The following is an 11558-nucleotide window of genomic DNA, read 5'->3' on the forward strand; positions in this document are numbered from 1 at the left end:
GGAGGCACACGCCGTTTTTCAACGGGTACCGGCCGCAATTTTATTTTCGGACGACGGACGTGACGGGTGTGATGAAGCTGCCGGCGGGAGTGGAGATGGTGATGCCGGGCGACAACGTGGGGGTGGAGTGCGAGCTGATCATGCCGATTGCGATGGAGAAGGGGTTGCGGTTTGCGGTGCGCGAGGGCGGGCGCACGGTGGGTGCGGGAAGGGTGTCGGAGATCGTTAAATAATGCTGCATATCGTCATGCGTCGTTCGTATTTCGTATCTCGTATATCGCAACGAAGAACGATGGACGAATGGCGAAGTGCGAATGACGAACGACGAAATACGAAATACGAGATACGAACGACGAAGGACGGAATAAATGGCAAAGCAGAGGATCAGGATCAGGCTCAAGGCGTACGACCACCGGGTGCTCGATCAGTCAACCGAGGAGATCGTTGAGACCGCGAAGAGGACGGGGGCCAAGATATGCGGCCCTATTCCGCTCCCGACGGAGATCGAGCGCTACACGGTATTGCGGTCGCCCCACGTGGACAAGAAATCGCGGGAGCAGTTTGAGATCCGCACGCACAAGAGGCTCCTGGATATTCTTGACCCGACGGCAAAAACCGTGGATGAGCTGAAGAAGCTCAACCTGCCTGCGGGCGTGGATATCAAGATAAAGCTCTAGTGGCAGCTCCGGGGGATCTGGGGCGCACATAGGGGGATCATGGGTACACTGAAGGTGGTCAACGACAGCGGTGCGGTCGTGGGCGAGGTTGAGGTTTCAGAGAAGCTGGCGCAGGTTCGTGTCAACCCCCAGCTCCTCCACGACGTGATCGTCGGCTATCAGCGAAATCGGCGCCGGGGAACCGCCTCGACGCTCACCAGGGGTGAGGTGCGCGCCTCCGGCAAGAAGCCATGGCGGCAGAAGGGGACCGGCAGGGCGCGGGCGGGTTCCGTTGCGTCGCCCATCTGGCGCGGCGGGGGAGTCACCTTCGGTCCGCAGCCGCGGGATTTCAGGCGGCTGATACCCCGCGGCCTAAGGGAGCGGGCGCTTGAGGCCGTGTTCGCGGATAAGCTGCGGGAGGGACAGGTGGTGGTGGTGGAGCGCATTCCCGACACGGGGGGGAAGACGAAGAAGATGGCGCGCTGGCTCACGCAGATTGACGCGCAGAGGAAACCGCTCATTGTCCTTGGTGAGCCCGGCGTGGATGTGGTGCGTGCCGCGCGGAATATCGCGGGCGCCGCGGTGGCGCGGGTGGAGTCGCTGAGTGCCTGGGTGCTGATGGCCCATGGCAAGCTCGTCGTGGCAAAAGACGTATTCAACAAACTGCAGGAGCGGCTGGGATGAGGCAGCGGTATAGTGTGATCAGGGGGCCGGTGATTACCGAAAAGGCCAGTGGGAAGATGGAGAGCGATGGCACGTACAGCTTTGAGGTTGACAGCCGGGCGAACAAGATCGAGATCAGGAGGGCTGTCGAGGGGGCGTTCAAGGTGACCGTGACCAGGGTGAATACCGTGAGCGCACGTGGGAAATTAAAGCGGGTCCGCTGGCAGACGGGAAAGACCCCCGACTGGAAGAAGGCCATGGTGACCCTGAAGAAGGGCGACAAGATAGAATACACAACGTAGTTTTACCACGGAGACACGGAGCCTGCCGGCAGGCAGGGACACAGAGACCGCACAGAGGGAGATGGCGTATTGATTTTTTCTCCGTGCTCTCCGTGACTCCGTGGTGAAAAAGCAGAAGGTGGAGTAGAAAATGGGTATAAAAAAGTATAGACCGACGACGCCCAGTCGGCGCTGGATCACGGGATATGATTTTATTGAGATCACCAAGCGTGAGCCGGAGTGGCGGCTGACCCTGCCCGTCAGGCAGAAGGCGGGGCGCAATTTCATGGGAAGGATCATGGTGCGCCACCGCGGAAGCGGCCACAAGCGCCGCTACAGGATGATCGATTTCAGGCGGGATAAACTGAACATTCCTGCCAGGGTTGCGGCGATAGAGTATGATCCTAATCGTTCGTCGCGCATCGCCCTCATCCACTACGCAGACGGGGAGAAGCGGTACATCCTCGCCCCGCTCGGTCTCAACGTCAATGATACGGTGGTCGCGGGGCAGAAGGTTGAGAACAGGGTGGGGAACTGTATGCCGCTTCGCGAGATTCCCCTGGGGACGCTTGTCCATAATGTCGAGCTCAACGCGGGAGGGGGCGGCGCGTTCGCCCGGAGCGCGGGCGCGGCTGCAGAGCTCATGGCGAGGGAGGGGAAATACGCCCATCTGAAACTCCCCTCTGGAGAGGTGAGACTGGTGGATGTGAACTGCATGGCGACCGTCGGCCAGATCGGCAACCCCGAGCACGAGTCGGTCAGCCTCGGCAAGGCGGGGCGCAGCCGCTGGCTCGGCCACCGCCCGAAGGTCCGCGGAGTGGCCCAGAACCCTGTTGATCACCCGATGGGCGGCGGGGAGGGAAAGTCCTCAGGCGGCCGGCATCCCTGCTCGCCGACCGGGGTGCTCGCGAAGGGCGGCAAGACCCGATCGAAGAGGAAGTCCACGCGCCACATTATCAAGCCGAGGGTGAAGAAGCGCAGGCGGGGCGGGGGCGGACAGGCCTGAAGGCGTGCGCCGCATACCCGGCGTCCGAGCGCGGATGCCGGGAAACACGTGAGGAGAGACAATGGCACGATCGTTAAAAAAGGGTGCGTTCGTGGACGAGAAGCTGCTCGGCAAGATCGAGCGCCTCAATCGGCTGAATGAACGGCGGCCGGTCAAGACATGGGCGCGGAGGAGCATGATTGTACCTGACTTCGTTGGACACACGTTCTCGGTGCACAACGGGAGGAAATTTATACCTGTGTTTGTCACGGAGAGCATGGTCGGGCACAGGCTCGGTGAATTCTCCCCCACGCGCACGTTCAGAAAGCATGGCTTTCACACGGAGAAGGCGGTCGCCGTTAAATAGCGTCATTCGTATATCGTATCTCGTCGTTCGCAAACCATAAAGTACGAGATACGAGATACGAAATACGGAATATATATAATGAAAGAATCACGGGCAGTCGGTAATTACATACGGGTGGCGCCGCGCAAGGCGCGCCTGGTGGTTGATCTCATCCGCGGCAGGAGTGTCACCGACGCGCTGAACACGCTGGGCCTCTGCCGCAAGAGGGCGGCTCACACGGTGAGGAAAATCCTCGTATCGGCCATGGCGAATGCCGCGGCGAAAGATACGCCTGAGAGATTCGTGGTGAGGGAGGCCTTTGTTGATGAGGGGCCGACGCTCAAGAGACATATGCCCCGCGCGATGGGGCGGGCAACAATAATCAGGAAGCGGATGAGCCGTATCACCATCGTCATCGAGGAGCAGGAGGAGAAGGCGAAGCCGCTCCCTCAGAAGAAAAGCGGGCGACAGAGAGCGAATATAAAATAACAAATACCAAATGACAAATTAATGACAAATACCAAAGGACAAATGTCAAAACATATGAGGTTTTGTCATTCGAATTTTGCCTGCCCGCCGTACTGAGTACCTCAGTACTCTGGGAGGCGGGTCATTTGTCATTACTAACGAAGGGGAGGTACGCATTGGGTCAGAAAGTAAATCCGATCGGCTTGCGGCTTGGCATTAATCAAGAGTGGCGGTCGAAGTGGTATGCCGGCAAACGCGAGTTTGGCACGCTCCTCAACGAGGATATCAAGATACGGAACCATATCAAGGAGCGGCTCAGTCTCGCCGGTGTCGCGCGCATTTGCATTGAGCGATACGGGAAGAAGGTCAGGATCACTATATGGAGCGCGAGGCCGGGAATTGTGATCGGCAGAAAGGGCTCAGAGATCGACAAGCTCCGGGACGATCTCGAGAAACTGTCCGGCCGGGAGATCGTACTGGACGTGACCGAGATAAAGAAACCGGAGCTCGAGGCGCAGCTCGTCGCGGAGAACGTGGCGCTCCAACTGCTGAAAAGGGTCTCTTTCCGCAGGGCGATGAAGCGGGCGGTGTCGCTCACAATGGATGCGGGCGCCCAGGGGATTAAGATCAATTGCGCCGGCCGCCTCGGCGGGGCTGAGATCGCCAGATCCGAGGGGTACCGGGAGGGGAAGATACCGTTGCACACCCTGCGCGCCATCATTGATTATGGTTTCGCCGAGGCGCACACGCCCTACGGGCAGATCGGCGTCAAGGCGTGGATTTATAAGGGTGAAAAGGCGCCGGCGAGGGAGGTGACTGGACATGGTGCTCCAGCCCAAAAAGAGTAAGTTCAGAAAAGCCCAGCGGGGTACGATGAAGGGGCACGCGACGAGGGGGGCCACGGTTGCCTTCGGCGAATACGGCCTCCAGTCGCTCGAGAGCGCGTGGATTACCACCACGCAGATCGAGGCGGCGAGGGTTGCCATCACACGGCACATGAAACGCCATGGGAAGGTCTGGATACGGATATTCCCGGATAAGCCAGTGACCAAAAAGCCGGCGGAGACCAGGATGGGGAAGGGCAAGGGGCCGCCCGAGACCTGGGTGGCGGTGGTGAGGAGGGGGAGGATCATCTTCGAAATAGACGGAATCACTGAGGGCATGGCTCAGGAGACGATGAGCCGGGCGGCGGCAAAGCTGGGGATCAGGACGCGATTTGTGTCGCGGGGCGGGACACCATAATTCGTCGTTCGTCATTCGTATTTCGTTGTTCGTAAATCGTACTTCGTTGCGATATACGAAATACGAGATACAAACGACGATGTACGACTAGTGAGGTAGCGGTGAAGGCGAAGGAAATGAGGGACAAAACGTCGGAGGAGTTGAATCATCTTCTCGCCGCCTGGCGTGAGGAGTTGTTCAACCTCAATGTGCGGGCGATGACCGGACAGATGAAGCAGTACAGCAGGGTGAGAGAGATAAAGAAGGATATCGCCCGGGTTCTCACGATTGTGAGGGGAACGCGTACGGCGAGCCCGGTTCGCGACAAGGAGAGCACGGCATCATGACCATTCAGGCGAGGGGCAAGAAAAAGGTGCGCGTCGGCACGGTGGTGGCCGACAAGATGAAGAAGACGCTCGTGGTGGATGTGGAACGCGCCTACCGGCACCGGTTCTATGACAAGGTCGTTCGAGCGGTTTCCAGGTGCTATGTTCACGACGAGCGCGGGGAGGCGCATCCGGGCGATATCGTGCGCATCATGGAGTGCAGGCCGTTGAGCAGGCTCAAGCGGTGGAGACTGGTTGAAATTGTGAAAAAGGGCAAAGGCATCGAAGCGCCGGGGAGAAGCGAGGAAGAGATACGCGAGCTGCAGGAAGAGATACGGGGGGTGTCAGCAGAAGCCCCCCCTGCGGTTGAGCGCGCAGGCGTGGCGGAAGAATCAGCTGACACATCACAGACTGGGAGGGAGTAGAACTTCAAACTTCAAAATCCAAAATCAAAAACAACTGCAAAATCCCAAATCCAATAAAAGCCGGCGAGCGTAGGGCATGGTGATTGGGATTTTGGATTTGTTTTGAAGTTGGAAGTTCGAGGTCTAGGGAGCGAGTTCATGATACAGCTTCGTACACGGTGTGATGTCGCCGATAATACCGGTGCGCGCCTCATCGCGTGCGTGAAGGTGCTGGGTGGTACGAGAAGGCGCTACGCGCACATAGGGGATGTCATCATTGCGTCCGTCAAGGAAGCTTCCCCGGACGGGATAATCAAAAAGGGTGAGGTTGTCCGTGGCGTGATCGTGAGAACCCGACAGCCAATCCGCCGTGAGGATGGTTCGCTGCTCAGATTCGATACGAACGCGGTGGTCATCATCGACGACCAGAACAACCCGAAAGGGACGAGAATATTCGGTCCGGTCGCCAGGGAGCTGAGGGATAAGAACTTTATGAAAATCATATCGCTCGCCCCGGAGGTCATTTAAGTAGTTAGTAGTCAGTAGCTAGTAGTTAGGAAGTAAGGATACAAGCATGCAGATAAAGATGCGGGTAAGAAAAGACGACCTCGTCATCGCCACCGCGGGGAAGGAGCGTTTTTCAAAGAAGACGGGGAGGGTGTTGAAGGTATTCCCCCAGCGGGGCAGGGTGATCGTTGAGGGCTTCAGCCTCTCGAAGAGGCACATGCGCCCCACCCAGAAGAATCCGAAGGGGGGTATTGTTCAGAAGGAGCGTTCCATCCGCGTCTCCAATATCATGCTATACTGCTCCAAGTGCCAGCGGGGAGTTCGAGTCGGGAATAGAGTGCTCGCCGACGGCACCAGGGTGAGATACTGCAGGAAGTGCGGAGAGGTTGTAGGGAAGACATGATAAATCACAGATCCCAAATCCAAAATCCCAATAACGTTTTCCAACGCCCCATTTACCCCTTCACTTTGGGATTTGGGATTTGGGATTTGTGATTTAATGGAGTGCGTTATGGTCAGATTGCTTGACAAGTACAGGACTGAAATCGTGCCCGCAATGATGAAGCAGTTCGGGTACAAAAATAAGCTTCAGGTGCCGCGGCTCAAGAAGATTGTCATCAATATGGGCGTGGGCGAGGCTACCCAGGACACGAAGATACTCGATGACGCAGCGGCGGATCTCGCGCTCATTGCGGGACAGCGGCCGGTGTTGACGAGGTCGAGGAAGAGCATCTCGAACTTCAAACTGCGCGCGGGCGCCACGGTCGGCTGCAAGGCGACGCTCAGGGGAAAGATCATGTACGAGTTCCTTGATCGCCTGGTGAGCGTGGCGCTGCCGCGGATAAGGGATTTCAGGGGCGCGCCCCTCACGTCATTCGATGGGCGTGGCAACTACACGCTCGGACTCTCCGAACAGGTTGTGTTCCCCGAACTTGAACTGGACAAGGTGAAGCGAGTGCAGGGAATGGATATCGTGGTGGTCACCTCCTCAAGGACTGATGAGGAGGCGAAGACATTGCTTCAGCTCATGGGCGTGCCGTTTGCCAAGAAGTAATGTTTTATCACGGAGGACACGGAGATAATGCGGAGGAAAAAGAAATTTACTTTTTCTCTGCGCTCTCTGTGGCTATGTTGATGAGGAATGTATGGCGAAGACCTGTTTGATAGTGAAGTCCCAGCGGAAGCCCAAGTTTAAGGTCCGCCACTATCACCGCTGCAGGAAGTGCGGGCGCTCGGGCGGCTACCTGCGCAAGTTCCAATTGTGCAGGATATGCTTCCGGATGCTCGCCTCGAGAGGCGAAATTCCGGGGGTGGTGAAGGCGAGCTGGTAGTTACTACGGTTAATGTCTAGGAATTTCAATGTTTTAACCACTGAGGACACTGAATTCACTGAAAACCGCAGAATAGACGATATTTTCAGTGTTCTCAGTATATTCAGTGTCTTCAGTGGTATAAATATAAAGCCCAAGGTGTAAAGTGTAACGCATTGAGCCGGATAGCTGCATCTCGGCAACTGAGGCCATCAGAGATGAAGAACGAGGATAATTGTTATGACAATGACTGATCCGATCGCGGATATGCTCACGAGGATAAGGAATGCGAATAGATCGCGAAGCGAATATGTGGATATTCCAAAATCAAAGCTCAAGCTCGAGCTCGTCAGGATTCTCAAGAGCGAGGGGTTCATAGAAGACTTTAAAATGATGGACGCCGAGTCTCAGGGGTTCATACGGGTTTTTCTCAAGTACACCAAGGGCGGCGAACAGGTGATCCGCGGCATTAAGCGGGCGAGCACGCCCGGCCGCAGGCACTACGTTGGGGTCGAGGAGATTCCCCGGCCGTTCGGGGGATTGGGGGTTGCCATCCTCTCCACCTCCAAGGGGATCATGAACAACACTCAGTCGAAGGCCCAGGGGCTCGGCGGTGAGGTGATCTGTTACATTTGGTGAAAATTTTTCAGCACGGAGACACAGAGGACACGGAGGAGAGGTACAGCGGAAAGTGTAAAGTCTAAAGTTAAGAGTAGTAGGGTGCTGAAGTGAGGGTCCCTTACACTTTGTGCTTTCAATTTAAAGCTGTTTTGAGCTCCGTGCCTCCGTGGTTAAAACGAAGGGATCATGCAATGTCACGGGTAGGAAAGAAGCCGGTCGACGTGGTCGCGGGTGTTCAGGCCACGGGCGAAGCCGGTCGCCTCACGGTGAAAGGTCCCCGGGGTGAACTCAGTCTGAAGCTGCCCCTTGGCATCTCCGTGAGGCAGGAGGGGCAGCAGCTCCTGGTGGAGTGCGCGCCGGATACCAAGAAAGGCGGCGCGCTGCACGGGGTCACGCGCACCCTCATCGCCAATATGGTGAGAGGTGTCTCCGAGGGCTACGAGAAGGCGCTCCAGATTGTGGGTGTGGGATACAAGGCAAAAGTCGAGGGGCAGAAGCTCGTGATACAGCTCGGCTTTTCGCACCCCATCAATTACGATATCCCTCCAACCATCAAGATAAGCATCGGGAAGGAGAATACCCTGACGATTTCGGGCTGTGATAAGCAGCTCGTGGGAAAGGTGGCAGCGGAGATTCGAGGTTTCTATCCCCCCGAGCCTTACAAGGGCAAGGGGATTCGATATAAGGACGAGTTGGTGCGCCGCAAGGCAGGGAAGGCCGTCGCGACCACTGCGGCCACCTGAGCGGGTGAGAGAATCGGTTGCAGGGCGCTCGATTCTGGTTTCTTGACCAGCGGACAGGCGGGCTACAGGGCGCACCGGCAACCGGGAACATGGGGCTGGAGTCACGATGAGAGGGATTGACAAGACACGCTGGAGAAGGAAGATGCGCGTGCGCAAGAAGATTCAGGGCACGGCCGCCCGGCCGAGGCTGTGTGTGTCCCGTAGCAACATGCACATCTACGCGCAGTTGATTGATGACGCGAGCGGCAAAACACTCGCCGCCGTTTCAACCCTTTCGCCGATCTACCGGGAGAAGTCATCCGCCAAGGGGAAGAAAGAGGCGGCCAAGGTCGTCGGCGGCCTCATTGCTGAGATGGCGAAGGCAAAGGGAATCGAGCGTGTAGTTTTTGACAGGAACCGGCACCGCTACCACGGGCGTGTGAAGGCCGTGGCCGAGGGTGCGCGAGAAGGGGCGCTGAAATTTTAAATTGTAAATTTAAAATTTCCAATTTACAATTTTAAATTTTTCGGGGAAGGAGGAGCAGGTGGCGCTGGAAAGGAAAATGTCAGGGACTCCGGGAATCGAGGAGAAGGTGGTGAGCATCAACCGCTGCGCGAAGGTGGTGAAGGGCGGTCGCCGCTTCAGCTTTAGCGCGCTGGTGGTGAGCGGAGACAGGAATGGGCGCGTCGGCTACGGTTTTGGGAAGGCGAACGAGATCGCTGATGCGATCAGAAAGGCTTCCGAAGCTGCCAGGAGACAATCGCTCTTCGTGCCGAGGCGGAATACCACGATACCTCATGAGACCATGGGGGCCTTTGGCGGCGCGCGGGTCTTGCTGAAGCCAGCCGCTCCCGGCACGGGTATTATCGCCGGCGGGGGGACACGGGTGGTCCTGGATCTCGCGGGGGTGAAGGATATACTGGCGAAATCGCTTAAATCAAAGAACCCCGTCAATGTGGTGAAGGCCACCTTTGACGCGCTTCAGCAATTGCGCACCAGGGAACAACTGATGCAGGCGAGAGGGGTAGACTGACGTGAGATTGGATCAGATAAGCAACAACCCGCACGCGCGCAAGGGCAGGAAGCGCATTGGCCGTGGTCCGGGCTCCGGACACGGGAAGACGAGCTGCCGGGGGCACAAGGGGCAGAAGGCCCGCTCGGGGGTGAGTATCCGTCCCGGGTTCGAGGGCGGTCAGATGCCGCTGATACGCAGGCTGCCCAAACGCGGTTTTCGGAGCCCCTCTCGGCTTCGCCAGGGCATCGTGAACGTGGAGTCGCTCAACATCTTCGACGAGGGGAGCGTGGTTGATCCCAAGGCCCTGGCGGCGCGAGGGATTGTGAAGGGGCACCTGGACGAGATCAAGATCCTTGGGAAGGGCGAACTCAAGAAGAGACTCGAGGTGGTCGCGCACGCGTTTAGCGCCTCTGCCCGGATAAAGATCGAGGCCGCGAAGGGCGCGGCAAAGATCGTGACCCGTACCTGCACGCCGGAGTGCGTGCCTGCGCGTAGCCGAGACAACGCTTCGGCGAGGGCAGGCGTTTCGGCACGCAGGCGTGACTCGGGGCTCGTGACCCGTCAAGCGGAGCAGCCCGAGATACGAACCACGAATCACGATTCACGAGTTGAGCGAACGAAGTGAGCCAGAGATGATATCGGCGTTCAGGAATATGTTCAGGATCGGCGAACTGCGCAGCCGTATTCTCTTCACGCTCGCCCTGATCATCGTGTACAGGCTCGGTGCCTATGTCCCGACCCCCGGTGTCGATGCGAAGGCCCTCAGTATGTTCTTCGCGGAACTGCAGCGCACGCAGGGCACGGGGGGGAACCTCTTCGGCCTCATGAATATGTTCTCAGGGGGAGCCCTGAGCCAGTGCACGATCTTCGCGCTCGGGATCATGCCCTACATCAGTGCGTCCATCATTCTCCAGCTGCTCACCGCGGTGGTCCCCTCGCTCGAGCGGATGGCGAAGGAGGGGGAGGTGGGGAGGAGAAAAATAAATCAGTACACCCGCTACGGGACGGTGCTCCTCTGTCTCTTCCAGGCGGGTATGATCAGCCGATTCCTCGAGAACCCTGCGAGCTTCGGAGGGAGGGTGATCATTCCTCACCCGGGCTGGGCGACCCGACTCATGATCATGATGACCATCACGACGGGGACGGTGTTCATCATGTGGCTGGGTGAGCAGATCACCGAGAATGGGATCGGGAATGGTATTTCGCTGATCATCACGGCGGGGATAATCTCCCGCTTGCCGAACGCGATTTATGAAGTCTATGAACTCGCCCGGACGGGCAATATCCGCCCCTATGCGGTCGTCGGCATGGCGGTGCTCGCGGCGCTGGTGGTGGCGGCGGTGGTACTGGTCACTGAGGGCCAGCGGCGGATACCCATCCAGAGGCCGAAGCAGATCCGCGGCAGGAAAATTTACAGCGCTCAGAGCACGTATATTCCGCTTCGGGTAAACCAGGCGGGAGTAATCCCGATCATTTTTGCCTCTTCGATCCTCCTCTTCCCCGCGACCGTCGGGGGCTTTGTGCAGACCGAGTGGCTCAAGACGGCGATGGGCATGCTTCGCCCCGGGGCGTTTCTGTACACCCTGCTGGAGGTGGTGCTGATTGTTTTCTTCTGCTACTTTTACACGGCGATCACCTTCAACCCGATTGACCTGGCGGACAATATGAAAAAGAGCGGCGCATTTGTGCCCGGCATCAGGCCCGGCAAGCCCACGGCGGAATTCTTTGAGAGGACCATGAACCGCATCACGCTCCCCGGGGCCATATTCCTCGCGGCGATCGCCGTGTCGCCCAGTGTGATTGCCGGGTACATGAATATCAGCTACACCATCTCCCAATTTTTTGGAGGCACGGGGCTGCTGATTATTGTCGGCGTCATGCTGGACACGATGCGGCAGGTCGAATCCCACCTCGTGATGAGGCACTACGATGGTTTCATGCGAAAGGGAAAGATACGAGGAAGGTAAATTCAGTAGCGAGTAGTAAGTAGCCGGTAGTCAGGGAACTTATAAGTTCTATTTCTTCCCTAACT

Annotated in this window: 19 protein-coding genes and 2 pseudogenes; all 21 read left to right on the plus strand. The window is 57.7% G+C overall.

Annotated elements, in window-relative coordinates:
- Nucleotides 1-233, plus strand: a 233-nt coding sequence (tuf, locus tag NTX71_01410) for an elongation factor Tu (GenBank protein MCX6338562.1), incomplete at its 5' end; no start/stop codon positions are given.
- Between the two features lie 135 nt (nucleotides 234-368).
- Nucleotides 369-677, plus strand: a complete 309-nt coding sequence (gene rpsJ / locus NTX71_01415; protein ID MCX6338563.1) for a 30S ribosomal protein S10 — start codon at nucleotides 369-371, stop codon at nucleotides 675-677.
- Nucleotides 678-716: 39 nt separating this feature from the next.
- Entirely contained in the window at nucleotides 717-1340 is a 624-nt protein-coding gene (gene rplD / locus NTX71_01420) for a 50S ribosomal protein L4 (protein ID MCX6338564.1), read from the plus strand.
- Nucleotides 1337-1621, plus strand: coding sequence for a 50S ribosomal protein L23 (locus NTX71_01425; GenBank protein ID MCX6338565.1), 285 nt, complete (start codon nucleotides 1337-1339; stop codon nucleotides 1619-1621). The genes rplD and NTX71_01425 overlap by 4 nt, the downstream gene beginning before the upstream one ends.
- Before the next feature lie 130 nt (nucleotides 1622-1751).
- The gene (gene rplB / locus NTX71_01430) at nucleotides 1752-2606 is read left to right on the plus strand and encodes a 50S ribosomal protein L2 (protein MCX6338566.1); all 855 of its coding nucleotides are present in this window, start codon (nucleotides 1752-1754) and stop codon (nucleotides 2604-2606) included.
- Nucleotides 2607-2667: 61 nt separating this feature from the next.
- Complete coding sequence (gene rpsS, locus NTX71_01435; GenBank protein ID MCX6338567.1) at nucleotides 2668-2952, plus strand: 30S ribosomal protein S19; 285 nt, start codon at nucleotides 2668-2670, stop codon at nucleotides 2950-2952.
- 78 nt (nucleotides 2953-3030) lie between these two features.
- Nucleotides 3031-3420, plus strand: a complete 390-nt coding sequence (gene rplV / locus NTX71_01440) for a 50S ribosomal protein L22 (protein MCX6338568.1) — start codon at nucleotides 3031-3033, stop codon at nucleotides 3418-3420.
- 155 nt (nucleotides 3421-3575) lie between these two features.
- On the plus strand, nucleotides 3576-4247 hold the full coding sequence (gene rpsC / locus NTX71_01445) for a 30S ribosomal protein S3 (GenBank protein MCX6338569.1): 672 nt from the start codon (nucleotides 3576-3578) through the stop codon (nucleotides 4245-4247).
- A complete protein-coding gene (gene rplP, locus NTX71_01450) occupies nucleotides 4225-4641 on the plus strand; it encodes a 50S ribosomal protein L16 (GenBank protein MCX6338570.1) in 417 nt (138 codons plus the stop codon). The genes rpsC and rplP overlap by 23 nt, the downstream gene beginning before the upstream one ends.
- A gap of 116 nt (nucleotides 4642-4757) precedes the next feature.
- Nucleotides 4758-4967: a 50S ribosomal protein L29 gene (gene rpmC, locus NTX71_01455; GenBank protein MCX6338571.1), complete on the plus strand. Its 210-nt coding sequence runs from the start codon at nucleotides 4758-4760 to the stop codon at nucleotides 4965-4967.
- A pseudogene (gene rpsQ, locus NTX71_01460) lies at nucleotides 4964-5224 on the plus strand (30S ribosomal protein S17). The gene rpmC and the pseudogene rpsQ overlap by 4 nt, the downstream one beginning before the upstream one ends.
- A gap of 285 nt (nucleotides 5225-5509) precedes the next feature.
- A complete protein-coding gene (rplN, locus tag NTX71_01465; GenBank protein ID MCX6338572.1) occupies nucleotides 5510-5878 on the plus strand; it encodes a 50S ribosomal protein L14 in 369 nt (122 codons plus the stop codon).
- Nucleotides 5879-5924: 46 nt separating this feature from the next.
- Entirely contained in the window at nucleotides 5925-6260 is a 336-nt protein-coding gene (rplX, locus tag NTX71_01470; GenBank protein ID MCX6338573.1) for a 50S ribosomal protein L24, read from the plus strand.
- A gap of 108 nt (nucleotides 6261-6368) precedes the next feature.
- Nucleotides 6369-6911: a 50S ribosomal protein L5 gene (gene rplE, locus NTX71_01475; GenBank protein ID MCX6338574.1), complete on the plus strand. Its 543-nt coding sequence runs from the start codon at nucleotides 6369-6371 to the stop codon at nucleotides 6909-6911.
- Between the two features lie 91 nt (nucleotides 6912-7002).
- Nucleotides 7003-7188, plus strand: coding sequence for a type Z 30S ribosomal protein S14 (locus NTX71_01480; protein MCX6338575.1), 186 nt, complete (start codon nucleotides 7003-7005; stop codon nucleotides 7186-7188).
- 219 nt (nucleotides 7189-7407) lie between these two features.
- Nucleotides 7408-7806, plus strand: a complete 399-nt coding sequence (gene rpsH, locus NTX71_01485; GenBank protein ID MCX6338576.1) for a 30S ribosomal protein S8 — start codon at nucleotides 7408-7410, stop codon at nucleotides 7804-7806.
- A 173-nt stretch (nucleotides 7807-7979) separates the two neighbouring features.
- Nucleotides 7980-8531 carry a 50S ribosomal protein L6 gene (gene rplF / locus NTX71_01490; GenBank protein ID MCX6338577.1) on the plus strand — a complete coding sequence of 184 codons (552 nt, stop codon included), beginning with the start codon at nucleotides 7980-7982 and terminating at the stop codon, nucleotides 8529-8531.
- Between the two features lie 106 nt (nucleotides 8532-8637).
- A complete protein-coding gene (rplR, locus tag NTX71_01495; protein ID MCX6338578.1) occupies nucleotides 8638-8997 on the plus strand; it encodes a 50S ribosomal protein L18 in 360 nt (119 codons plus the stop codon).
- A 76-nt stretch (nucleotides 8998-9073) separates the two neighbouring features.
- Complete coding sequence (rpsE, locus tag NTX71_01500) at nucleotides 9074-9544, plus strand: 30S ribosomal protein S5 (GenBank protein MCX6338579.1); 471 nt, start codon at nucleotides 9074-9076, stop codon at nucleotides 9542-9544.
- Between the two features lies 1 nt (nucleotide 9545).
- A pseudogene (gene rplO / locus NTX71_01505) lies at nucleotides 9546-9983 on the plus strand (50S ribosomal protein L15).
- A gap of 175 nt (nucleotides 9984-10158) precedes the next feature.
- On the plus strand, nucleotides 10159-11493 hold the full coding sequence (gene secY, locus NTX71_01510; GenBank protein MCX6338580.1) for a preprotein translocase subunit SecY: 1335 nt from the start codon (nucleotides 10159-10161) through the stop codon (nucleotides 11491-11493).
- Nucleotides 11494-11558: the final 65 nt, after the last annotated feature.

The organism is Candidatus Auribacterota bacterium (genome assembly GCA_026392035.1).
GTDB lineage: Bacteria > Auribacterota > Tritonobacteria > UBA1439 > UBA1439 > JAPLCX01.